This is a genomic window from Glaciimonas sp. GG7 (assembly GCF_052976905.1).
The window spans coordinates 15,633-38,432 of the sequence record NZ_JBRIIQ010000028.1; the positions used below are offsets into that span (position 1 = coordinate 15,633).

The 22,800-nt window shown below is 48.5% G+C and carries 27 protein-coding genes, 2 tRNA genes and 1 riboswitch; of the genes, 17 read left to right on the forward strand and 12 right to left on the reverse strand.

Annotated elements, in window-relative coordinates:
* Positions 1 to 36 precede the first annotated feature (36 nt).
* From ACVBEF_RS09085 to ACVBEF_RS09115, 7 genes are all read left to right on the forward strand, one after another.
* Entirely contained in the window at positions 37 to 249 is a 213-nt protein-coding gene (locus ACVBEF_RS09085; RefSeq protein WP_447123614.1) for a CsbD family protein, read from the forward strand.
* A gap of 74 nt (positions 250 to 323) precedes the next feature.
* Positions 324 to 875: a hypothetical protein gene (locus ACVBEF_RS09090; RefSeq protein WP_447123615.1), complete on the forward strand. Its 552-nt coding sequence runs from the start codon at positions 324 to 326 to the stop codon at positions 873 to 875.
* Between the two features lie 103 nt (positions 876 to 978).
* On the forward strand, positions 979 to 1,611 hold the full coding sequence (locus ACVBEF_RS09095; protein WP_447123616.1) for a response regulator: 633 nt from the start codon (positions 979 to 981) through the stop codon (positions 1,609 to 1,611).
* Positions 1,612 to 1,753: 142 nt separating this feature from the next.
* On the forward strand, positions 1,754 to 2,209 hold the full coding sequence (locus ACVBEF_RS09100) for a response regulator (RefSeq protein WP_447123617.1): 456 nt from the start codon (positions 1,754 to 1,756) through the stop codon (positions 2,207 to 2,209).
* A gap of 137 nt (positions 2,210 to 2,346) precedes the next feature.
* Complete coding sequence (locus ACVBEF_RS09105; protein WP_447123618.1) at positions 2,347 to 4,443, forward strand: PAS domain-containing sensor histidine kinase; 2,097 nt, start codon at positions 2,347 to 2,349, stop codon at positions 4,441 to 4,443.
* Positions 4,444 to 4,546: 103 nt separating this feature from the next.
* On the forward strand, positions 4,547 to 4,690 hold the full coding sequence (locus tag ACVBEF_RS09110) for a hypothetical protein (RefSeq protein ID WP_447123619.1): 144 nt from the start codon (positions 4,547 to 4,549) through the stop codon (positions 4,688 to 4,690).
* On the forward strand, positions 4,687 to 4,872 hold the full coding sequence (locus tag ACVBEF_RS09115; protein ID WP_447123620.1) for a CsbD family protein: 186 nt from the start codon (positions 4,687 to 4,689) through the stop codon (positions 4,870 to 4,872). The genes ACVBEF_RS09110 and ACVBEF_RS09115 overlap by 4 nt, the downstream gene beginning before the upstream one ends.
* A 288-nt stretch (positions 4,873 to 5,160) precedes the next feature.
* On the opposite strand, the gene ACVBEF_RS09120 is transcribed toward ACVBEF_RS09115, so the two are convergent.
* A complete protein-coding gene (locus ACVBEF_RS09120) occupies positions 5,161 to 5,592 on the reverse strand; it encodes a universal stress protein (RefSeq protein ID WP_447123621.1) in 432 nt (143 codons plus the stop codon).
* 349 nt (positions 5,593 to 5,941) lie between these two features.
* On the opposite strand from ACVBEF_RS09120, the gene ACVBEF_RS09125 reads away from it, so the two are divergent.
* Positions 5,942 to 7,297: an NAD(P)/FAD-dependent oxidoreductase gene (locus ACVBEF_RS09125; protein WP_447123622.1), complete on the forward strand. Its 1,356-nt coding sequence runs from the start codon at positions 5,942 to 5,944 to the stop codon at positions 7,295 to 7,297.
* A 118-nt stretch (positions 7,298 to 7,415) separates the two neighbouring features.
* Here the strand turns inward: ACVBEF_RS09125 and ACVBEF_RS09130 are convergent, their stop codons facing one another.
* Positions 7,416 to 7,631, reverse strand: a complete 216-nt coding sequence (locus tag ACVBEF_RS09130) for a glycine zipper 2TM domain-containing protein (protein ID WP_447123623.1) — start codon at positions 7,629 to 7,631, stop codon at positions 7,416 to 7,418.
* Positions 7,632 to 7,911: 280 nt separating this feature from the next.
* Between ACVBEF_RS09130 and ACVBEF_RS09135 the strand changes: the two genes are divergently transcribed.
* The 4 genes from ACVBEF_RS09135 (at position 7,912) to ACVBEF_RS09150 (ending at position 10,956) form a co-directional block, all read left to right on the forward strand.
* Positions 7,912 to 8,469 carry a DUF4142 domain-containing protein gene (locus ACVBEF_RS09135; protein WP_447123624.1) on the forward strand — a complete coding sequence of 186 codons (558 nt, stop codon included), beginning with the start codon at positions 7,912 to 7,914 and terminating at the stop codon, positions 8,467 to 8,469.
* A 104-nt stretch (positions 8,470 to 8,573) separates the two neighbouring features.
* Positions 8,574 to 8,780: a hypothetical protein gene (locus tag ACVBEF_RS09140; protein WP_447123625.1), complete on the forward strand. Its 207-nt coding sequence runs from the start codon at positions 8,574 to 8,576 to the stop codon at positions 8,778 to 8,780.
* Positions 8,781 to 8,947: 167 nt separating this feature from the next.
* On the forward strand, positions 8,948 to 9,643 hold the full coding sequence (locus tag ACVBEF_RS09145; protein WP_447123651.1) for a c-type cytochrome: 696 nt from the start codon (positions 8,948 to 8,950) through the stop codon (positions 9,641 to 9,643).
* Complete coding sequence (locus tag ACVBEF_RS09150; RefSeq protein ID WP_447123626.1) at positions 9,640 to 10,956, forward strand: c-type cytochrome; 1,317 nt, start codon at positions 9,640 to 9,642, stop codon at positions 10,954 to 10,956. Before ACVBEF_RS09145 ends, ACVBEF_RS09150 begins: the two co-directional genes overlap by 4 nt.
* A gap of 192 nt (positions 10,957 to 11,148) precedes the next feature.
* Here ACVBEF_RS09150 and ACVBEF_RS09155 read toward each other — a convergent pair whose 3' ends face one another.
* Positions 11,149 to 12,129, reverse strand: a complete 981-nt coding sequence (locus tag ACVBEF_RS09155; protein WP_447123627.1) for an NAD(P)H-quinone oxidoreductase — start codon at positions 12,127 to 12,129, stop codon at positions 11,149 to 11,151.
* Between the two features lie 215 nt (positions 12,130 to 12,344).
* On the opposite strand from ACVBEF_RS09155, the gene ACVBEF_RS09160 reads away from it, so the two are divergent.
* The 3 genes from ACVBEF_RS09160 to ACVBEF_RS09170 all read left to right on the forward strand — a co-directional run bounded on the left by ACVBEF_RS09160 (position 12,345) and on the right by ACVBEF_RS09170 (position 14,202).
* Positions 12,345 to 12,896: a cytochrome b gene (locus ACVBEF_RS09160; RefSeq protein WP_447123628.1), complete on the forward strand. Its 552-nt coding sequence runs from the start codon at positions 12,345 to 12,347 to the stop codon at positions 12,894 to 12,896.
* A gap of 132 nt (positions 12,897 to 13,028) precedes the next feature.
* Positions 13,029 to 13,538, forward strand: coding sequence for a YceI family protein (locus tag ACVBEF_RS09165; RefSeq protein ID WP_447123652.1), 510 nt, complete (start codon positions 13,029 to 13,031; stop codon positions 13,536 to 13,538).
* 85 nt (positions 13,539 to 13,623) lie between these two features.
* The gene (locus ACVBEF_RS09170; RefSeq protein WP_447123629.1) at positions 13,624 to 14,202 is read left to right on the forward strand and encodes a YceI family protein; all 579 of its coding nucleotides are present in this window, start codon (positions 13,624 to 13,626) and stop codon (positions 14,200 to 14,202) included.
* A 266-nt stretch (positions 14,203 to 14,468) separates the two neighbouring features.
* Here ACVBEF_RS09170 and ACVBEF_RS09175 read toward each other — a convergent pair.
* The 9 genes from ACVBEF_RS09175 to ybgC form a co-directional block, all read right to left on the reverse strand.
* A tRNA-Lys gene (locus tag ACVBEF_RS09175) sits at positions 14,469 to 14,544 on the reverse strand.
* A gap of 131 nt (positions 14,545 to 14,675) precedes the next feature.
* Positions 14,676 to 14,751: transfer RNA gene (locus ACVBEF_RS09180), tRNA-Lys, on the reverse strand.
* A 98-nt stretch (positions 14,752 to 14,849) separates the two neighbouring features.
* Positions 14,850 to 15,596, reverse strand: a complete 747-nt coding sequence (gene ybgF / locus ACVBEF_RS09185) for a tol-pal system protein YbgF (RefSeq protein WP_447123653.1) — start codon at positions 15,594 to 15,596, stop codon at positions 14,850 to 14,852.
* A gap of 14 nt (positions 15,597 to 15,610) precedes the next feature.
* A complete protein-coding gene (gene pal / locus ACVBEF_RS09190; protein WP_447123630.1) occupies positions 15,611 to 16,132 on the reverse strand; it encodes a peptidoglycan-associated lipoprotein Pal in 522 nt (173 codons plus the stop codon).
* A 62-nt stretch (positions 16,133 to 16,194) separates the two neighbouring features.
* Positions 16,195 to 17,442 carry a Tol-Pal system beta propeller repeat protein TolB gene (gene tolB / locus ACVBEF_RS09195; RefSeq protein WP_447123654.1) on the reverse strand — a complete coding sequence of 416 codons (1,248 nt, stop codon included), beginning with the start codon at positions 17,440 to 17,442 and terminating at the stop codon, positions 16,195 to 16,197.
* A 66-nt stretch (positions 17,443 to 17,508) separates the two neighbouring features.
* A complete protein-coding gene (gene tolA / locus ACVBEF_RS09200; RefSeq protein WP_447123631.1) occupies positions 17,509 to 18,495 on the reverse strand; it encodes a cell envelope integrity protein TolA in 987 nt (328 codons plus the stop codon).
* Between the two features lie 28 nt (positions 18,496 to 18,523).
* Complete coding sequence (locus tag ACVBEF_RS09205; protein WP_447123632.1) at positions 18,524 to 18,958, reverse strand: ExbD/TolR family protein; 435 nt, start codon at positions 18,956 to 18,958, stop codon at positions 18,524 to 18,526.
* Complete coding sequence (gene tolQ / locus ACVBEF_RS09210; protein WP_447123633.1) at positions 18,958 to 19,659, reverse strand: protein TolQ; 702 nt, start codon at positions 19,657 to 19,659, stop codon at positions 18,958 to 18,960. Before tolQ ends, ACVBEF_RS09205 begins: the two co-directional genes overlap by 1 nt.
* Before the next feature lie 164 nt (positions 19,660 to 19,823).
* Positions 19,824 to 20,279, reverse strand: coding sequence for a tol-pal system-associated acyl-CoA thioesterase (gene ybgC / locus ACVBEF_RS09215; RefSeq protein WP_447123634.1), 456 nt, complete (start codon positions 20,277 to 20,279; stop codon positions 19,824 to 19,826).
* Positions 20,280 to 20,669: 390 nt separating this feature from the next.
* Positions 20,670 to 20,787, forward strand: a riboswitch (ZMP/ZTP riboswitch).
* Between the two features lie 98 nt (positions 20,788 to 20,885).
* On the opposite strand from ybgC, the gene glyA reads away from it, so the two are divergent.
* On the forward strand, positions 20,886 to 22,133 hold the full coding sequence (glyA, locus tag ACVBEF_RS09220; protein WP_447123635.1) for a serine hydroxymethyltransferase: 1,248 nt from the start codon (positions 20,886 to 20,888) through the stop codon (positions 22,131 to 22,133).
* A 131-nt stretch (positions 22,134 to 22,264) separates the two neighbouring features.
* Positions 22,265 to 22,729, forward strand: coding sequence for a transcriptional regulator NrdR (nrdR, locus tag ACVBEF_RS09225; protein ID WP_447123636.1), 465 nt, complete (start codon positions 22,265 to 22,267; stop codon positions 22,727 to 22,729).
* Positions 22,730 to 22,800 lie beyond the last annotated feature (71 nt).

Here is a 22,800-nt window from a genome sequence, read left to right on the forward strand (position 1 = left end):
GTGTAGAAAATGTTTATTTACAGCAAGGAGAATGTGATGAATTGGGACATTATTGAAGGTAATTGGAAACAATTTAAAGGTAAAGTTAAGCAGCAATGGAGCAAACTTACTGATGATCATCTTGATACGATTGCCGGAAAACGCGATGAGCTGGCTGGCAGAATTCAGGAGACATATGGCGTCAATAAGGACGAGGCTGAGAAGCAAATAAAGAAATTCGAAGATGACCACAAAGATTATCAGCCTTGATGGGGGGGGCAGCATTGAACTAGGGGCGCTCCGTGTACCGCTCAATCATTTAACTTTTTTAAAGGGAAAAGATAATGAAACCAAATACATTATTTGCTACCATTTTATTGAGTGTAGCAACATTGAGCAGTGCCTCTGCCGTGATGGCCGCCGAGGGTTCTAAAGCTGCCTATAAGGCGGCAGAAGATGCTGCAAACGCAACGTATAAAGCGGATAAAGAACAATGTAAATCACTCAGTGGCAATGCAAAGGATGTGTGCATCAAACAAGCTAAGGCAACGTATGAACATGCAACACAAGACGCTAAAGCTCAGTATAAAAATACGCCACAAGCAGCGGCAGATGCGCGTAAAGCCGAGGCTAAGGCCGACTATGCCGTAGCGAAAGAAAAATGTGATGCACTAAAAGGTAACGCCAAAGATGTTTGTATAAAGGAAGCCAAAGCGAGTATGACGAATGCTGTCTCTAACGCTAAAGAGAAAGAGGAAGTGACAGAGGCGCATACCGATGCAACTAAGGCAAAAAATGATGCAGCGTATAAGGTTGCTGTCGAAAAATGCGATGCTAAATCCGGTTCTGCCAAAGATGCATGTGTTAATGCTGCGAAACTCCAATTTAATCAATAGAAGATATCAGACATAAAGCATGTAATCGCGCCTTCATACGAAAGTCAGCAGGGCATAAAATCAATCTCCGATCCAATGTTTACATAGTGATTAAATTGAACCTATGATAAAAATTTTAGTGGTTGATGACCATGCTGTAGTGCGTGCAGGCGTCCATTACTTTATTGCAGATGTACCGCACATGGAAATCGGGGGCGAAGCTGCCAGTGCTGAAGAGGCTATCAGAATGGTGCGTGCGCAGGACTGGGATATTGTATTGCTCGATATTGCGATGCCCGATAAAAGCGGGGTTGAAGTGTTGAGACAGATCAAGCGTGAAAAGCCCAAACTTCCTGTGTTGATTCTCAGCATGCATCCTGAAAGTCGCTACGCAGTGCAGGTATTGCGTAGTGGTGCGAATGGTTATGTACAAAAAGAAGCGCTCGCAACTGAATTAGTTAAAGCGATTAATACTATTTTAGAGGGACATAAATATATCAGTTACGGCGTTGCAGAGTTATTAACTGCCGACCCCGATACGGATGATCAAAAGCCTTTGCATGCATTGTTATCCGAGCGGGAATATGAGATTTTTTATCAATTAAGTCTCGGTGAAGGTGTCACTAAAATCGCTGATGCGTTATGTCTTAGCGTTAAAACGGTCAGTACCTATCGTACCCGTGTATTGCAAAAAATGCGTATGACGAATAATGCCGATATTATTTACTATGCAATTAAGAATAATTTAATTGATTAATATATACAGTCAAATGGTGTTAATTCGTGCGAATATTTCCTTCAATATTAGGAGGCTCCGGTGTAAAAAATTATTACTATTAGTAAGTCTGCATACCTGTTTATAGCTAAACAGTTATGCAGACTTATTTACGGACTTACAGATGCCTAACGCATCACATTTTATGAAAAAAACGAGCACCTCATCATCAGTAACATCTCCTCTCCGTATTTTTTTAGTGGAAGATTCGGCTGATGTACGTAACTGGGTTATTGAAACCGTGCAAGGTATTCAAGGCGTTACGCTGGCGGGATTTTCGGAAGAGGAGAGCGATGCGCTTCAGAAAATTGATGCGGAGCGTTACGATATATTAATTCTGGATATTGAATTGAAACAGGGCAATGGCATGAGTTTGCTTAAAACACTGTCTACATCAAATAAATATCTGGATAAATTAAAAATTATTTTTAGCAACAATGTCAGCCAGACATATCGGCATGCCGGTGAGCAATACGGTGTGCGATTCTTTTTCGATAAAACTTCTGAATTTCCAAAATTACGCACATTGCTTGAAGAGTTAGGGTCCCATGGACATGGCGAACCATTGAGTTCTGTTTAATGATCTAACATCGGCATATCGCCGTATACATTTTCTACTAACTCTTAGCTGATCTCTTTGACGTTTTTAAACGCTCAAGCAATTAAAAAATAGCATTTTTCTTCGATTGAGCTGTGGACGAAAGGCGCGAGGAAAAGGTGAGTGAAAACATTCATTCCGTACGCGAAGCCAGCGATGATCATCCGCATTATCAATATCTGGTAAAAAGTCGCGCACTCGAAAGCTTTGTATCGCCGGGCAGTGACGTCTCGCGTGTGATTGCAAGCGCGGTGACGTTGACCGCTGTTGTGATGGTGGTAGTGGGATTTATGCTTGCGCATGCATGGTATGGGATAGATAACACGGGCATATTGGGGGAGTTGGGGACCTTGCATCCTTTTGTTGCTTTAGGATTCTTGAGCGGTGGCGCGAGCCTGTTATTACTTTGTTCATCGGCGGCAGATGAGCGTGTTGTGAAATTGTTTGCACGAACTCTGGCTATTTTGATGGTGCTACCGGTGGTGAGCATGCTCACGCAAGAAGCACTTGGTAATACCGGAAATATAGATCATTTCTTCCTGCCTGCCTCATCGGGGATCGCGTCCGATTTTATCGGCATGCATCCTTTTGCCGCCGTGGGTTTTGTGTTTTCCGGGGCGTCATTGCTGGCGCTTGATTATCACACTGCGGGCCAACATTATCCGTCTGAGTATTTAGCCAGTGCATTGATTTTTTTCAGTGCTATTCCCTTATTTGGCTATTTGTACAACGTTGATGTCATGATCAAAATGGTCTACGGGAGTGCTGTTCCGTTGATCGTTGCGTTGTGTTTTTTGTTGTTCGGAGTCGCGCTGTTGATGTCGCGCCCACGTCATTTATTGATGGCAACGATTACGCGCCATGCGCCGGGTGGACAAATGTTGCGCCGCTCGTTACCGCAGATGTTGATCTTGCTGGTGGTGTTGAATTGGCTGGCCGATTGGGGCGCGCGCAGAGGAATGTATGACCACAATATGGTGCCGCCGCTGTTAACGTTGATAGGCGGCGGTTTGTTGTTGTTTATTTTTTGGCGTACTGCTGGCAAGGTCGACCGTGAGTATAGTGCGCGCCTTCAAAGTGCAGCGGAACTGGCCGAGGCAAGCGCCTTGCTGATCGCCGTTAGTGACAATACAAATGATCCTATTTTTGTGAAAAATCGCACCGGCAATCTCATCTTTGCCAATCCAGCCTGCTTGCGCCAATTCGGGAAGACCTGGAGTGAGGCGAAACTTCGGCGCAGTCGGGAATTGTTTTTGCGTCAGGAAGATGCCGATCGTATCGATCGTGATGATGCGAGTATTTTAGCGTCAGGAAAGTCCCAAACGATAGAGCAGACAATCTTGTTCAACGAAGGTGTTTTAACGTTTCAGGTGACCAAGGGGCCGTGGTCGGACTCGCAAGGTAAGGTCATGGGGATTGTGGGTATTGCGACCGATATTACCGAGCACAAGCATGCTGAAGACTCGTTACGACGGCGTGAGATGGAATTGGAGCGCACCATTTTTCAGCGCACCGCTTTACTACGCGATTTAACCAATCACATTGAAGATGTGCGCGAGGAAGAAAAGCGCGCTATCGCGCGTGAGCTGCATGACAATATGGGCGCTGCGCTCACGGCATTAAGCATGCATTTGGAGGGGGTCTATAAAGTGCTGCCCGATGATGCGCTGTGGCAGGATCGCCGGGCACACATTGAGGATTTATTGCGTTCGCTGGTGGTCACTACGCGCCGTATTCAAACTGAACTTCGCCCGAATATGCTTGATCTGTTTGGACTGAAGGTGGCGCTCACCGAGCAATTAGACGACTTTGCTCAGCGTACTGAAATCGTTTGCCGGACGAGTTTCCCAGATGAAAGTATCAGTATTGATCACAAGATTGAGATTGCGGTGTACCGGATGTTGCAGGAAATATTAAATAACGTAGCCAAGCATGCGCACGCCACCAAGGTCCACGTGATATTGGACGTGGATGAGGACCGGTTGGCGCTGACGGTATGTGACAACGGTATCGGTATTTCACAGGATCGCCTAGAGAATGTGCACACGCATGGGTTGCGTGGGCTGGAAGAGCGGGCCAGTTTTTGGGGCGGTAGGGTTGTCTTTAAACCAGCGCAATTTGAGGGCGAAAAAAAGGGGACGATGGTAGTGGTTGAAGTGCCGCTCTCATCGAGAACTGACCAAACGGACCAAACGGACCAAACGGACGCGCAATAAACGGACGCACTACACACGAGGCGGGGCGATCCGATCATTATTTTCATTCCTCGATGCGGTTTGCCACTTCATGAAATCCTACACTCTTATTAGAGAGTGTCTGATGGCTATGCGCGCATTGCGTCTTAAACTAAAACTGCATGCAAAGGATCAGAATGACATTTCATCATTTCTGCCGAGAATCTTTGCTTGGAGCGGGTTTGCTGCTCGCTATGCGTATTTTCTATTCACAGGAGTCGAAAAATGAACAAAGACCATCTCAAAGGAAGCGTCAAGGAAACCGCTGGCAAGATCCAGGAAAAAACTGGCAAATTGATGGGAAGTCACGATCAAGAGGCAAAAGGGCTAGAAAAGCAAATTGCGGGAAAAGCCCAGAAGCGGGCTGGGGACGTGAAGGAGGCCATTAAAGACATACCAAAACACCACTAACATTGAATTAGGACTTACGTAAAATCTCCACAGCGGCATTACGTCCGCCTAGCCGTTGTCAGTCGGCCTTGCTGGAACGATTTTGCGTAAGTCCTGGTAATAACGAAAAGAGCCATCGAAATAGTAATGCCGTTTAGTTAAGAAATCGTTCGGACTGAGTTGCGTAGTATCGAAGGCGCACCTGCATCAGCGCTGACTTCGATACGCCCGATAGGCTACTCAGCCCGAACGGTTAACTCGATTAACTGAACAGCATTACCATTTCGATGGGCTCTTTTCGTTGTGTAGTTAGCTGTCTGCTGCGACAAGAATGCTGCAGGAAATTTTTTCTACCAGCAGGCTATCGGTTGAGCCGCGCCACCAGCGTAATGCCAGGGGTTTTTTACGAGAGTGGGCGATGATGACTAAATCGATGTCGAGCTGATCGACCAAATCACCAATAACGTTGATCGGTTCGCCGCTCTCAAAATGGGTGATGACATTGAGGCCCACATCGCTGAGCAGTTTGTGTCCTTTGATGAGTTCTTGTTCTAAGAGGGCTTTTTCTGAGGTAATGGCAGATTCGGCCACGAATTCACCTGCCATGAGATAGGTCGCAAGATTGATGACACCCAACAAATGCACTTCGACTTCAGGGCCGGGCGCAAGGCGGATACAGGCATGCAAGGCGCATCGGCTTTCGGGTGTGCCGTTGTAGGCGATAAGAATTTTTCGATACATATGCCCTCCAGAGGTGAAAACTATTTTTATCATAACGCACAACCGATGGCTGTCACCAGTTGTCAAAATGGACGGGCAACAGGTTTTATCTGGGATACGGCTCTTGCTTTGCCCGGTTATCTCAACGTAGACTGTTGACTGTATTTCAATAAAAAAGACAGCATTCTGTTGCAGGCATGTTTAGCGATGTTATTTTTCAGCAATTAACATAATAGGACTTACGCAAAATTGCCCCAAGGGCGTTGTGCCTGACTTGGCCGACCGACCGTAATGGCATCAATGGTCTGCATTGTTGGAGCAATTTTGCGTAAATCTTAAATAACACTGTATCAAGACAAAGGGGTAGGGGATGTCAGACGAGAATGTGAATCGGATAATGATGGAGTCTGCTAAGCAAGTAGCGACCGAAATCGTCATCGTTGGCGGTGGCGCAGGGGGTCTCGAATTAGCCTGCAAGTTAGGGCGCAAGCTTGGGCATGGTTATGTCACGCTGGTGGATCGTATGCTCTATCACATCTGGAAACCATCGCTGCATGAAGTTGCCGCTGGAACGCGCGATATTCATCAAGAAGGTTTGTCCTATCAAATGCTGGCGCACGATAATCATTTCCGTTTCGTGCATGGTGCAATGAGCGCACTCGACACGGTTCTCAATACCATCACGGTCGATGTGTCGCATGGGGCGAGCGATGTCGGTGACCCTGATGCGCTCCCGCCGCGTCAGATTGCGTTTGGTAAGCTGGTCATCGCCGTTGGCAGCGTTTCGAACTACTTTGGATTGACTGGCGCTGAAGAAAACACCATCTCCCTCAACTCGACCGAAGACGCAGAATCTTTCCGTCGCCGTTTGCTGAAATTACTCTCTCTGGCGGACATCAAAAAAGAGACTTCGCCTGATGCCGGGATTGATATCGTGATCGTCGGCGGGGGGGCTACCGGGGTTGAGCTTGCGGCAGAATTGCGTGAGGCCAGCAGCGTCTATACCGACTACGATTTTCATCGACTTCATCCCGATAAAGATGTCCGCATTACCATACTCGAAGGCGCATCACGCTTGTTGGCACCATTGCCGGAGCGGGTGTCAAAGGCGGCAACCAAGCTACTGCGGGAGCGCGATGTGCAGGTGATGACGGATTGTCGGGTTGCCAGTATCGCTGAGAAATTCGTCACAGATGCCAATGGTAATACGTATCCGTTTGATTTGTGTGTCTGGTCGGCCGGGATCAAGGCACCGGATTTGTTGAAGTCACTCGGGTTGCCGGTGACTAAATCAGGGCAACTTGAAGTCAACGGCGCACTACGGGTGAACGGGAGCAACAATATTTTTGCATTAGGCGACTGCGCTGCCAGCATCGGTGCCGACGGCAGACTAGTGCCGCCCAGAGCGCAAGCTGCGCATCAGCAAGCCGACTATTTATTGGCGTTGTTTATGCGGGAGATTAAGGGGCAGGCCGCAATTGATGCACCATATGTCTATAAAGATTACGGTTCGTTGGTCTCGTTCGGGAGATATTCATCGGTGGGGACGTTAATGGGTTCGTTGACAAAACTGGGCTGGTTTGTCGATGGGTTTTTCGCCCGGATGATGTATGCCAGTTTGCATTTGTTACATTTGAACGCGTTGCTGGGGCCAGTGCGTACGGGGGTCACGGCAACGGCCAGCAGTTTGATGAAGCACGCTAAACCATCGGTTAAATTACATTAATTGCTTTTAGTAAAAATGTTGAAATGGTTTTATTCGACATATTGATGGATGCACAAAAATGCCGTTACCAATCGCCTTAAGAGTCACTGGTAGCGGCATTTATTTATATGGTGCAATTTTATTTGCCGACTTCATGCCCAATCACACCGCCGACTGCTGCGCCTCCAACTGTGCCCAGAGTGCTACCGCCGGTAAGCACTGCGCCAGCAACGCCACCAATGCCAGCGCCGACGGCAGTATCGGCACCTTGTCTTGACATACCCCCGCATCCGCTCAGGGACACCAGCAACGTCAGGGTCAGTGCGCTGATGGAAATAGTGTGTACGATTTTCATAATGCGTCCTCTTTGGAATAAGTATCAGATAGGTTCCCCTGTCTTAAGTAAGGCCGCATAATCGTTTATACGTGGTAGTCGTACGGTCTGCGTCGGAGCGCCTAGTCTAAACAATTATGCTGCCTTACTTAGATCATACGCTTTGTATTAGCATTGTTTGCCTCTAGAGTTGTTGCTGCTACCGGTTACTCACTGATTTGGCTGTAGGAATTTTCTGACAAGTGGCTTTATGCTGTGCCATGAGATATTGGGTCACCAAACCATTTTTTAGAAGGTCGATATGGACTCCTCACCGGCAAGAGTTAAGCAGCGTTTCTTTTTTCTCATCTACGGGTGTGTTTGTGCCGTTGCACTGCTGTGTGCTGGCAGCGTGAGTGCCGCTGATTTATCGCGACATGAAAAACTATTCTTGATGCATGTTGCGGAAGGTGGTTATGCGGAGCTCGAAGCAAGTAGTTTAGTGATCAGTCGCGCAGCCAACCCTGAAATACAAACATTTGCGAAGGCGATGACTTCAGATCAACAAATAATCGCTGTCGAATTGGCGCGCCTGGCATCGGCCAAGGGAGTAATCCTCCCGGAAACGACTGGCAAGATACAGCAAGTATCGATTGTCAGGCTATCGAAGTTAACTGGAGTGCGGTTCGATAAGGAATACAGTCGTGAAATCGGGGTCTTGGCAAATATGGACCAGATTGCGTTGTTTCAGCAGGCGCAAAAGCGTGCGAAAGATCCTGACGTCAAAGCTTTTGCCAGCAAGTTCTTGCCTATGCTCAGGCAACATCTGGAGATGGGGCAGCAGTTAAAGTTGGTTGTGGATAAGCGCAAGATGCAGTGAAGATTGCTTACATACCATCTCTAGAAGTCCTATATTACGTATATGGCGATGATGTTCTTTCGCTTATCGTTGCATTAGCGCTGTAATGACAAACGGAGGTTTTTATGACTGACATCAAGCAAGTATCAGATCAAGCGGTTGCTCAAACTGACAATAAGAAGGTGCCGACTTCTACGCATAGGCAATCTCCATTCGGCCATGCGCTAGACGGTAGCCAGCAGCTCGATATTTTGGAAGAGCAGATCTATACGAATACCGATGGTCCTGCCAAAGATCAGCCTATCGTTCCGGCTAAAATTGCTGGAAAGTAAATCGGGATAGTTGTCGGTTATTTGTTTCTTTATCGTCTATTATCATTTTTTCATTCCGTTCCAGATCAAACTCAATGTCAATTTTTTACGCCACGCAGGCATCGCGCCATGCGTGGCATACGGTTCTGAAGGTCATTACGAATGTGGTTTTTGCGGTGTCGCTAGTCATGTGTTTGCTCTACAGTAGCCAGGCTGGGGCGAGCGCCGAGGTAGACAACACACCGGTTCCCGATACCATCGCTCAACGGCTTATTGCCTGTACTGCTTGCCACGGCAAGCAGGGACGCGCCGCCAGTGATGGTTACTATCCGCGCATCGCAGGTAAACCAGCAGGTTATTTATATAACCAACTCATCAATTTTCGTAGCGGGCGTCGGCAGTTTCCGATGATGACCTACATGGTTGATCATATGTCGGACGCCTATTTGCTTGAAATCGCCGACTACTTTTCGGATCAGCATCCACCGTATCCAGCTCCCCAGCCATTCAATCTATCGTCCGCACATTTTGCGCGAGGACAAGCGCTGGTGCAGGATGGTGACGCGAGCAAAAAAATTCCGGCTTGCATTGCTTGTCATGGCAATGCAATGACGGGTGTTTTACCTGCGACGCCAGGTTTGCTGGGCTTGCCGCGTGACTATTTGGTGGCGCAGATAGGTGCATGGCAGACCGGTGTGCGTCATGCTGCTGCGCCCGATTGCATGGCGCAAGTTGCGCAGCGATTGAGTCCTGATGATATTGCTGCGGTCGCGAGTTGGCTGGCTGCGCAGCCGATTCCAGAAGGGGCGAGCGCGGTTGTGGCCGGACCATTAAAACTACCGCTTGCTTGCGGTAGCGTACCGAATTCAGTGAGTAAAGAATGATCAGGTATAAACGTTTTTGGTTATGGAGCATAACCAGCCTGGCCGCGCTGATGGTATGCATCACCGGTGTGTTGGCGTACTTGAATATGGATGATCCCGATCCCCGGGCGACTCAGATTTCCGCATCTCTTAACGCGCATCAACGCAACGATCAAATTGCGCGTGGCGCTTATCTGACCCGTGTGGGGGATTGCATGGCTTGTCATACCGCGCGTGGAGGCCAACAGTATGCTGGCGGACGCGCAGTGGTGACGCCGTTCGGTAAGGTTTATGCACCGAATTTAACGCCAGATCAGGAAACGGGAATCGGTCGTTGGGACGCAAATGATTTCTGGCGTGCGCTGCATAACGGCAAATCCAAAGATGGCAGTTTGTTGTATCCGGCTTTTCCGTATACCAACTACACCAAAGTGTCGCGGGACGATGCCGATGCGATGTTTGCGTATTTGCGTAGTCTCCCGGCGGTGACGCAAAAGAATATTGCGCCAGAGTTACGATTTCCGTACAACAATCGGGTGCTGTTGTACGTATGGCGTGCATTGTATTTTCGGCCCGGCGTATATCAAGCTCAGAGTGATCAATCGGTAGAGTGGAATCGCGGCGCTTATCTGGTGCAAGGTCTCGGCCATTGCAGCGCCTGCCATTCGGCCCGTAACGCATTGGGTGGACTCGATCTTAAGGGGGAACTGAGTGGTGGCTTTATTCCTGTGGTGAATTGGTATGCACCGTCATTGACTTCCGATGTTGAAATCGGTCTGGGTGATTGGGAAATCACGCATATCACATCCTTGCTCAAGACCGGTGTGTCGCCACGTAGCGCAGTGTTTGGGCCGATGGCTGAAGTGGTTGCCGCCAGTTTGCAGCACGTGCACGAGACTGACATTACGGCGATGGCGGTTTATCTGAAAACCTTGCCGCGTCCAGATCTGAGTCCGGTCGTTGAGAAAGAATATGCGAGTCCGCAAGAGATTGATCGGGTTTTGGCGCTAGGAGAAACCGTCTACAAAGATAATTGTGTCGCCTGCCATCTTGCGTCCGGCAAAGGCGTATATCCGGCCTATCCGCCGCTGATGGGCAATCGGGCCATTACGATGCCGTCGCCTGTGAATGCTATTCGGGTCGTCTTGAATGGCGGTTTTGCACCTACCACTGCTGGTAATCCGCGCCCCTATGGCATGCCACCGTTTGCACAAGATATGACGGATGCGCAAGTCGCAGCGGTTGTTTCGTATATTCGTAACGCATGGGGAAATAGTGCTACGTTGGTATCGGCGTCTGAAGTTAATCGTTATCGTTCTGTGCCGCTGGATTAGCGATTGAGGATTTTTTTCATGCATAAAAAAGCAGCCATCGGCTGTAATGCTGTTCAGTTAATTTAGATAACCGTTCGGGCTGAGTAGCCCATCGTGCGTATCGAAGTCAGCGCTACTGCGCCTTCGATACGCTAAGCTACTCAATCCGAACGGTTTCTTAACTGAACGGCATTAAGCCATCGGCTGCTTTTTTTATAGCATCGTCAGCATAATTTTTCCGATATGACTGCTGCTTTCCATGAGCGTATGCGCTTGGGCGGCATGCTCCAGTGGAAAAGTCTGAAAAATCACCGGTTTGATCTTGCCTGCTTCCAGCAAAGGCCAGACGTGCGTTTGTAATTGCGTTGCGATCGCTGCTTTGAATGCAATCGGGCGCGGGCGCAATGTCGAGCCGGTGATCGTCAGACGGCGCGCCATGATTTTACGGAAATCGAGATTGGCGCTGTTGCCGCCCAATGTCGCAATGAAGACTAAGCGACCATCTTCGGCCAGACAATTTATTTCGCGCGGTACGTAATCCCCTGCGACCATATCGAGGATCACATCGACGCCTTTGCCTCCGGTTAGCGATTTCACTACTTCGACAAAATCTTCGGTACGGTAATGAATGGCGCGTACTGCACCCAGATCCTCGCAGGCACGGCATTTTTCATCTGAGCCAGCAGTTGCGAACACTTGGTGGCCGAGGGCTGTAGCAATCTGTATTGCGGCAGCCCCGATCCCGGAACTGCCGCCTTGCACTAGCAACGTTTCATTGTCAGTCAAATGTGCCCGTTCAAAAACATTGCTCCATACGGTGAAAAAAGTCTCTGGCAGTGATGCGGCTTCAAGTGTAGTCCAGCCCTTGGGGATCGGCAGGCATTGCACGGCAGGGGTGGTGCAATATTCAGCATAGCCGCCGCCCGGCACCAGCGCGCAGACCATATCTCCTTTTTTGAAGTGGCTATTGGCGAAGTCGCCATCGATAATTTCTCCTGCCACTTCCAGACCTGGTAAATCGGACGCGCCGGGTGGTGGTGCATAATTACCGGTGCGCTGAAATACGTCAGGGCGGTTAATGCCAGCGGCATGCACTTTGATAAGTACTTCACCGCCCTTGAGTGTTGGAACAGGTCGATCGCGGATTTGCAAAACATCCGGCTCACCGGGTTGCGTGATTTCAATAACGCGCATGGGGCTTCCTCTTTTTTAGTGTGGATAAGTGTGCGTGCATCCTGAAGTCGCCTATTGTAAGGTGACTTATCCACTAGCGTATTTTGGTAAAATTCGCTGAAATAGCGAAGATTGGATTGAGGTAAATTGAATGAATCCTTGAAGATGCAGAACTTCACGACTTACGGTACAGTCAACGCCTTGCTTCCCAGACAACAAGAACACAATCTTAAAGTATGAACAATTTAAATCCCCCGAAACGTTATACCTCAACCGCTATTGCTATGCATTGGCTGGTCGCACTGTTGATTTTTGCGGCGTTTGGCATTGGTTGGTACATGACCGACATTCCCGGACTGACCCCGCAAAAACTCAAATTATTTTCCTGGCATAAATGGCTGGGCGTGACTATTTTTGGTCTGGCAGTGATCCGCGTTGCATGGCGCTTGCTCAACCCGGTTCCGCCTTTGCCTGCCGGTATGTCACGATGGCAGCAGCAGGCCGCGCATCTGGTGCATCAATTATTGTATGTGTTGATTATCGTGATACCGCTAACCGGTTATTTTTATAGCGCTGCAGCGGGTGTTCCTGTGGTGTATCTGGGTTTGTTCCAGATGCCCATGCTGATTGAAAAAAGTGATCAACTAAAATCTATTTTGGGGCCTATGCATGTCTGGCTCAATTATGCGATGGCCGCCATTGTTGTCGTCCATGTGTTAGCTGCGTTGAAGCATCAGTTGATTGATCGTGATGGTACTTTGGCGCGGATGTTACCGTTTCTGAAGTAGGGCAGGACAGTGTGTTCTATTTTTGCATCAGTCAGTATTTATCAAGAATGTCATAATTAAGGAGTGATGTAAGTGAAAAATTTACGTGCAAAATCGGCGATCGTTTTGGCCTTGGCAGGCGCTGGTGTATGGATGGCGAATGCAGCCTGGGCCCAGTTGGATGCCGGGAAAAGTTCGGTCAGCATCGTTGCTAAGCAATTGGGCGTGCCGATGGATGGCAAGTTTAAGAAATTTGATGCTACGGTAAATTTCAATCCGGCCCAGTTGGCGCAATCATCTGCGAGGGTCGATATCGATATGGCGAGTTTTGATATCGGGGCCGAAGACTACAACAAAGAAGTGCGTGGAAAAGATTGGTTTGATGCGGCTAAGTATCCGAAAGCGACTTTTGTTTCTAGTAGCATTAAACAGGGTGCCGCGGGTAAGTATGATGTTGCCGGCAAGCTGACAATTAAAGGCAAGACGCAGGATGTCGTGGTGGCAGCAACCTATAAACAGGATGGTATTAGTAGTGTGTTTGATGGCGTATTGCCGATCAAGCGCAACTTATTTAATATCGGCGAGGGCGATTGGAAAGATACCTCGGTGGTTGCCGATGAGGTGCAAATTAAATTTCACATCGTTATAGCAGCAAAGAAGTAAATCTGAATAAGGTAAGTCAGTCCTGATTTTGTTGTGTTGTACCCAGCTAGTTGTTTAGCTATTTATTTCATGAAAAAGGAAAACAATGAAACTACATATTTTGATTGCTACACTCGCGGCTCTGTCGGCAGGCGCTGCGCTGGCGGCTCCGGTAACTTACAACCTGGACCCGTCGCATACCTATCCAAGCTTTGTTGCTGATCATATGGGGGGGTTGTCAAAGTGGCGCGGCAAGTTTACTAAGACTAGCGGTACTGTTGTGCTTGATCGTGAAGCTAAAACGGGAACGATCGATATCAAAATTGATCCTGCCTCGATTGATTTCGGTAACAATAAGTTGAACGAGCATGCCAAGGGTCCGGAGATGTTTGATGTGGTTAAATTTCCTGATATTACTTATAAAGGTAAATTCACTAAATTTGAGCACGGCGAACCGGAAGAGGTTGAGGGCGAGCTGACAATGCATGGCGTCACCAGGTCAGTTAAGTTGAAGATTGATGATTTTACTTGCAAAATTCATCCGATGTTGAAGCGTGAAATTTGCGGTGCAGAAGTTGAAGGTAAGTTTAATCGCGATAATTTTGGTATCGACTTCGGCAAACAAATGGGTTTCAAGCAGGAAGTGAAACTAGAGATTCAGGTTGAAGGCGTCAAGCAAGATTAATCGGACTCTCCAATATCAAACCGCTGCCGGTAATTGCAGCGGTTTTTTTATGTCCGTAATTCAGATCAGTACTTCTTACGTGAAGTATTGAGTCGCGATCTTGCGTCTGTCGCCATTCGTGGATTACAGCTGATTCCTGAGGCTCTGTAGGGGATTGCTAACGCGTCTTTGATTCGGTGCGATGGCTTGCGTATATCTGCTTTTATAAAAAATGCCGCAGAAAACACAAAAGGGTTCTAGATAAAATCTAGAACCCTTTTTTATTCTGGTAGGCCGTGCGGGATTCGAACCTGCGACCAACGGATTAAAAGTCCGCTGCTCTACCAGCTGAGCTAACGACCCAAAATAATGCTGCTACTAAAACTTCTACTACTCTCACTACTGATACACCACGATATCTCCAGAACTTCATTTCTGAAAATACTAGAAACGATAAAGGGTTTTAGATTTTGTCTAAAACCCTTTTTTATTCGTGGTAGGCCGTGCGGGATTCGAACCTGCGACCAACGGATTAAAAGTCCGCTGCTCTACCAGCTGAGCTAACGACCCGAAAGATCGCTATTATAGAGAAGGTGTAGTCACTATGTCAAACGTCAATTGGCTTTTATTTTAGTTAAATGAAAGTCGGGTTTAATATGGACTGATATTTACTTTGCGCCGCCCAGCCGTTCTTTTGCTGTTACCGCTGCTGGCGTATTTGGATATTGCGCCAGCACTTGCTCCAGCGCTTTTTTGGCAGATGCTTTGTCTTTCAGTTCTGTGTAACTGCTCGACATATTCAAGAGTGCATCAGCGGCTTTCGGATTGTCAGGATATTTTTTGAGCACCATTTGTTGTGCCGCAATTGCGTTCTTGTAGTCGCGTTGCGCAAAATAAGAATTGCCCAACCAGTATTGTGCTGAGGGAGCAAAGCCTGATGACGGGTAGCGCTGCAGGTAGTCAGAGAATGCGGCGATAGCGCCTTTGTAGTCGCCGCCCTTAAAATTGGCTAGGGCGGCGTCATACGACTTCTGCTCGTTGGGATCGATGCTTACTTCCCGTCCGTCAACGTTGACCTTTTGCGGCTCCAGTTTGCGTAGACGCGTATCGAGATCGACGTAAAAATCTTTCTGACGTTGCTGCGTATTGGCAACCTCGTTGGTCAAGACTTCGATCTGTCCGCGCAGCTTGGCGATCTCCTGATTCAATTGATCATTTTGATCGGCCAGACTCAACGAACTACTCTTGTCCGCTTTGCCATCGATGCGTGCATTTGCCGCATCAATTTTGCTGCGAATATCGAGGATTGCTCGTCGTGCTTCGTCATCGTCAAATAAACCCGCATGCGCCATAGGGGCAAAGGAGACTGCGGCCAATAAGGCCGCAGTCAGCGCTGATTTAGAAAAAATCCGCATGATCATCAATGAACTTAGTTGTAGACGATATCTGCGCGACGGTTTTCAGCGAATGACGCTTCGTCGCTGCCCAGTGCTTTAGGCTTTTCTTTACCCAGCGACACTGCTTCGACTTGGGTATCGGATACGCCCAACAGTGCCAATGCTTTACGGACTGCTTCAGCACGCTTTTGGCCTAGCGCCAGATTGTATTCACGACCACCGCGATCATCGGTATTGCCTTGAATGATGATCTTCCGACCTTTATTGGCGCTTAGATATTTGGCATGCGCTTCGATCACTGAATTGAACTCTGCCTTGACGGAGTAGCTGTCGTAGTCAAAATAAATGCTACGTTTTGACAGGATGCCTTGAGGGTCATTGAGTGGATCGCTAGAGCCAGTATTGACCGCATTGACAGAGCGTGCATCTGCTGCGCCATTCATGCCGCTACGGTCTTCAATTTTTGCTTTGTCATCGAGCTTAACCGGGGATGAGCAAGCAGCCAGTAAAACGGCGCTTGAAACGATAAGAGCAAAACTATTGAGGTGGCGCATTGTGTTTCTCCTGAGGTGAGTGGTCTTACTTTTTATATCGCTACGAATGTCAACTTTTTTGACTACTTCATGAATGGGCCCCAGGTCGGTTCCCGAATGTCCCCGGCCTGTACCGTCAACCGTTGCTTAACACGTCCGTCGACAGATACAACGGCAAGTGAGCCGCGGCGGCCACCGGATTCTGTGGCATACATAATGTATTGGCCGTTTGGTGAAAAACTGGGTGATTCGTCTTTAACGGTGTCCGACAAACGTTGTTCCTGATTGTTGCTCAAGTCCATTGCATAAAGCTGGAAACCACCATTGCGACGAGAAATATACGCCAATGTTTTGCCATCTGGGGAAATGCGAGGACTGATATTGTAATTACCACTAAAAGTCACACGTTGTGCATCGCCGCCATTGGCACTCATTTTGTAAATTTGTGGACCGCCGCTGCGGTCGCTGGTGAAGTAAATACTTTGACCGTCGGCGGAGAATTGCGGCTCGGTATCGATCCCGTTGGTCTTCGTCAAACGGCGCAAGTCGCCACCATCTGCATTGACCACATACACTTGCGTCAAGCTGTCGCGTGCCAGAGCAATGGCGATCTTGGTACCATCCGGTGACCATGACGGAGCTGAATTGCTGCCCTTGTAGTTCGCAATGACAGTGCGTTGTTTTGTAATCAGATTTTGTACGTACACGACTGGTTTCTTTTGTTCGAAGGAAACATACGCAACTTTAGAACCATCCGGTGACCAGGCTGGTGAAATAATTGGCTCGTTGGAACGCAGGGCAACTTGGGTACCTTCGCCGTCAGCATCCGCAATTTCTAGTCGATACTCGTTGCCCGATTTGGTGACATAGGCAATACGGGTGGCAAAAGCACCTCGCACACCGATGAGTTTTTCATAAATATCATCAGCAATTTTGTGTGCCGAAACGCGGGTGTACTGCGGCGCTGAGGCCAGTGCCAAAGCAGATAATTGCGCTGACTTTACGGTGTCGAGCAACTTATAGCGAACATCAAAGCGACCGTCGGCCAGTTTGGCTACGCTACCGACAACCAAGGCATCTGCGCCGCGGGCCTTCCAGTCGCCCAAATTAATTTGCGATACATCGGAGAGGACGTCGCCGGTATCGATGATTTTGAACATGCCACTGCGAGACAGATCGGCTTTAATGATCGCCGTGATTTGCTGCGGGGCCAGATTTTCATTGCTAAAACCTGCAATGGCGATGGGGATCTGGCTCGCACCGACACCAGCGGTTTCGATACGTAGCTGGGCGTGCACAATGGGTGCTGATGCCAGAATGGCGACCGTCATACCGATCACTGCGATAGTGCGTATTAACTTCGGTATTAACGTGTTCAGTAGATTCTTTTTCATAGATTATTGATCTTTCGGTTTATGGATTCCGATGAAACTTGAAGGAACAGAACCCGATTTATCTTTTGGATAAGGTGCAGATTTTTCGATTGCACGCTTCACCGCTTCGTCGAAGCCGGAAATGCCGGAGGATTTTTTCAATTGAATGCCAGCTACCGAGCCATCCGGTAGCAGTTGGACATCGAATTCTACCGCTGGATTTCCAGTCATGCCATCGGGGACGTTAAAGTTGATATTGCCTTTAATTTTAGCCCCGACTTTTTGCCCATAACCAGGATCACCGCGTGGTCCTTGCGACTGAGCCGCAGTGCCAGTACTGTTAGATGCACCAGTACCGGTAGCTTGTCCCATTAAGCGTTTCATGTCATCACTATGTCGTTTCTCGGTAGCGGCCGTTTCGGCTTTGTCCTTAGCTGCTTTTTTTGCAGCATCTTGTTTTGCTCTCAGTTTGTCTGCCGCATCTTCAGCTTTTTTTGCCTCGGCTTCTGCTTTTTTCTTGGCATCCGCGATGGCTTTTTGTTTTTCAGCTAGTTTTTCAGCATCTTTTTTTGCTTCATCTTTACGCTCCTGTTCATCCGCTTGACGCTGGCGTTCTTTATCTTCCCGAACCTGTTGCGCGTGATCGTGCTCTTTCTTTTCCTGGGCTTTGCGCTTGCGTTCTTTTTCCAGTGCAATTTCCGGGTCAGGCGCGATAGGCTCCACTACTTTTGGCGGCGGTGGTGCTTCTTGGACGACTGGTTTAGGCTCCGGCTTAGGTTCAGGTGTAGGCGGTGGTTTTTCTATCGGTTCGGGTGTCGGTTCCGGCGGTGGTGCCGCTTCCTTCACGTTCGGGCTCCAGATCTCGGCTTCGATTGCAACCGGTACCTGGCTTTGCCAATGTACACCTATCCATAGAAATGCGATTAACGCCGCATGTACGACGGCAGCCAGTGCGATGGCACGCCATCGACCTGGTTCTTTTGGGATTGCATGTAGGGTTCTATCTGTCATGAGCAGACTGTCACTTTGCGGCAGTTCGTCACTTGGTTGCCAATCCGACGCGGTTAATGCCTAGCGTTTTGGCTTCAGATATCGCTTTGATTACTTCGTCATACTTGATGTCTTTATCAGCTGAAATCATGACCGCAATATCAGGATTGTCATCGTGCATCGCTTGCAATCGGGCTTTCAGGTCGGATTTTTGTACCGTTTCCGCTTTGCCTCCGCCATTTTTTTGACCATTAATACGTAGACTGGCGTCACCATTTGCTTTCAACGCTATTTCAATGTATTCGGTCGGTGGGGCGACAGATTTTGCGGCAGTTGGCAAGTTGATGACGCTCGGATTGACCATGGGGGCGGAAACCATAAAAATCACCAGTAGCACCATCATGACGTCAATGTATGGGACCACGTTGATTTCTGCTTTGAATTTGCGCGGACGACCGCCGCGCATAGATGAGAAGCCCGTCATTAGCGCGCCTGCCGTTGCAAGATGTTGGAGAACTCTTCGATGAAACTTTCAAACCGGATCGCTAGCCGATCGACATCGTGCGAAAAACGGTTGTAAGCAACCACGGCCGGGATAGCGGCAAACAAACCGATCGCCGTCGCAATCAGCGCCTCGGCGATACCCGGCGCGACGGCTGCCAGGGTTGCTTGCTGGACATTAGCCAAGCCACGAAATGCATTCATAATTCCCCAAACCGTACCGAACAGGCCGACGTAGGGAGAGACGGAGCCAACCGATGCAAGGAAAGCCAGGTGCGACTCAAGTGCATCCATCTCACGCTGGTAAGCGGCACGCATTGCGCGGCGCGAACCGTCGAGCAAGGCAGCGGAGTCAGTGCTGGCTTTATGGCCGACGGATGCTTTAATTTTGCTGAATTCATCCATGCCAGCGGCAAAAATACGTTCCATTGCACCGGTTTGACCTGTGCCGCGACGGCGGTTTGATGCTGTGTCTTGATATAACTCGGTCAAATTACCACCGGACCAGAAGGCGCGTTCGAATTCTTCAGTTTGTTTGCGCGCACCTTTGATGGCGAACATTTTTCGAAAAATATACGTCCAACTCATGACTGAGACTGCGAGTAACAGCAGCATGACAAGTTGTACGAGCACCGAGGCATGAGTAATCAGGGTGATGAATGAAAGATCTTGAGTGACGGTCATGGAGGCGGTCTGGCTATAAGTGGTCTGAGATGCAGTCTTAACTAACGACATGCATAAGGGCTAAACATATCTGGATTTTTTTATTGAGGTAACTTGAACAGATAAGTGGGTAGTTTGTGCGTAGATAAGCGAAAAAGAACGATTGTAAACGTAACGAGTCACTTTTAGCTTCCCCTGGCAGTTAGAAATGGCTGAATGCGATCCAGAACTTGCTGAGGAATTACCTGAGGGCGAAATGTGAGCGCGTTGACACAGACCACCTTAATCCGACCTGTTGTCAATAATTTCAGCGTCTCGCCATCCTGCCGCCACGCTTGCTGTATGAAGTCGACTGCGACACGGCCGGTCTCTGTGACCGTGACAGTCAATTTAAGTTCATCATCAAGGCGAGAAGGGGCGTGGTAGTCGACTGTAGTGCTTTTGACGACGAACATGACCTTATCTGTTTCAATCAATCGACTTTGTTCAATCCCAACAGCACGTAACCACTCTGTGCGCGCACGTTCAAAAAATTTCAAATAGTTTGCGTAAAACACAACGCCGCCAGCATCAGTGTCCTCGTAATACACGCGGATAGTCCAGCTAAAATCTTTTGGTGTGTAAAGTAATGCTGAATTCATTGTGGGATGTGTTGAATTTGCTTGAAAAGATGAATAGTGACGCGATGGCGTGCAGATAACGAAGATGCTGAGAGGGTGTTTGACGATGATTTTCGCGTAGTGCATCGCACGTATGTGTATTTTTTACGAGTCTGCTTGGTAAGGCATGTTGTTTAAGTAATATTTTTTGGTGTTGCAATGCAAAATAAAGAGAAATTGTAGCCCAAACTTGCTCTAATAAGCATCAGAAATTGATACTGGCAGAATGTGTCTTGATAACTAGCTATTTGCTTTGCAATTGATGCTGCGCAAAAGCGTGTCTTTTCGTACTCTGCGTCGTCGCAAATACGCGTGATAGTCTCATCTTGCTCTATCCAAGCGCTTCACTTACCATTTACAATGCTGCACCATTTCGTCTCACGTAACTGGCGCAAAACCGAATTAAGGCCGACTGTCTTGATTTCCGGCAAAGGTGGGCATCCACCGGGAAGCGTGAGATTTATTTTCGCCGTGCGCCTGGGCAGCCCGAATGGAACGTACGACTGAGGCTGCCGCATTCCCCCATTATTCTGGCCCTCATTCGATGTAGAACCTGCAAAGGTTAACCTCTATCGATTGGAATATCTCATGTTTGAAAAAAACCACACCATCGCCAGCGCTGATCCAGAATTGTGGAGCGCAATCCAGAAAGAAAACAACCGTCAGCAAGAGCATATTGAGCTCATTGCCTCTGAAAACTACTGCTCGCCGGCCGTGATGGAAGCGCAAGGAACGCAGCTTACTAATAAATACGCCGAAGGTTATCCAGGCAAGCGTTATTACGGCGGCTGTGAGTTTGTTGATGTTGTCGAGCAGTTGGCGATTGATCGCATTAAAGAATTATTTGGTGCTGAGGCGGCTAACGTCCAGCCGAACTCCGGTTCGCAAGCGAATCAGGGCGTCTTCTTCGCAGTATTGAAGCCGGGCGACACCATTATGGGCATGTCGCTGGCGGAAGGCGGCCACTTGACCCACGGTATGGCATTGAATATGTCAGGCAAGTGGTTCAACGTGGTTTCCTACGGCCTCAACGAAAAAGAAGAAATCGATTACGAAGCGCTAGAGCGCCTGGCACATGAAACAAAGCCTAAGTTGATTATTGCCGGCGCTTCTGCTTATGCATTGCGCATCGACTTTGAACGTATTTCCAAAGTTGCCAAAGCGGTCGGTGCGTATTTTATGGTCGACATGGCGCACTACGCCGGTTTGATCGCCGCCGGTGAGTATCCAAATCCTGTGCCTTACGCTGACTTCGTTACCTCGACCACGCACAAATCGTTGCGCGGCCCTCGTGGCGGGATTATTTTGATGAAGGCTGAGTACGAAAAAATCATCAATTCAGCGATTTTCCCCGGCATACAAGGCGGTCCTTTGATGCACGTGATTGCGGCTAAAGCAGTTGCTTTCAGAGAAGCGCTGACACCGGAATTCAAGACTTATCAGCAACAAGTTGTCAAGAATGCCGATGCATTGGCGAAAGCACTGATTGAACGTGGCTTACGGATTGTTTCTGGTCGCACAGAATCGCACGTCATGCTGGTTGATCTGCGTGCCAAAAACATTACCGGAAAAGAAGCCGAGGCTATTCTCGGTGCGGCACACATGACTTGCAACAAAAACGCGATTCCTAACGATCCCGAAAAGCCATTCGTGACCTCGGGTATTCGCTTGGGTAGCCCTGCATTGACTACCCGCGGTTTCAAAGAAGCGGAAGCGACAAAGATTGGTCATTTGATCGCTGATGTGCTGGATAACCCGCATGATGCAGCGACGATTGAACGTGTCAAAATCGAAGTCAAGAAATTGACCGATGCTTTCCCTGTGTATGGCAAATAAGGCGCGCTAACTATTTGTCAGCATTTAATCAAGGCCCATTCTGGTTTTAGCCAGGGTGGGCTTTGTGTACTAAGGTAATAAAAGAGTATCCAGCTACGCGTCGATCCACCGTTATATAGATTGCTGCCATCATGAGATGTCCCTTCTGCCATCATGAAGAAACCCAGGTTCTCGACACTCGCGTGTCGGAAGAGGGGGACGCGATTCGTCGTCGTCGTCGCTGCATAAAATGCGATAAACGCTTTACGACGCATGAGCGCGTTGAGTTGGTGATGCCTGTCATCGTCAAGAAAAATGGCAGCCGTACGGAATTCGACCCTGCCAAGTTGCGCGCCAGTTTGATGTTGGCGCTGCGCAAACGCCCTGTTTCGGCAGAGTCTCTGGACGCTGCTTTACAAAAAATACAGGAAAAATTACTCGCAAGCGGAGAGCGAGAAATCATTTCGGGCCATGTGGGTGAGTTGGTCATGCATGAGCTCAAGCGACTCGACAAGATTGCATATATTCGATTTGCCTCGGTCTATAAAAGCTTTGAAGATGTGGCTGAATTTCAACATATGATCGAAGAATTTTCTGGCCCTGCGCGTAAAAAATAGCAATCATGGGATAGGCCTTCGGCTTAACTTGCAACCTCTCCCCCTACCGAAAGTGGTTTAACGGCTCCAAA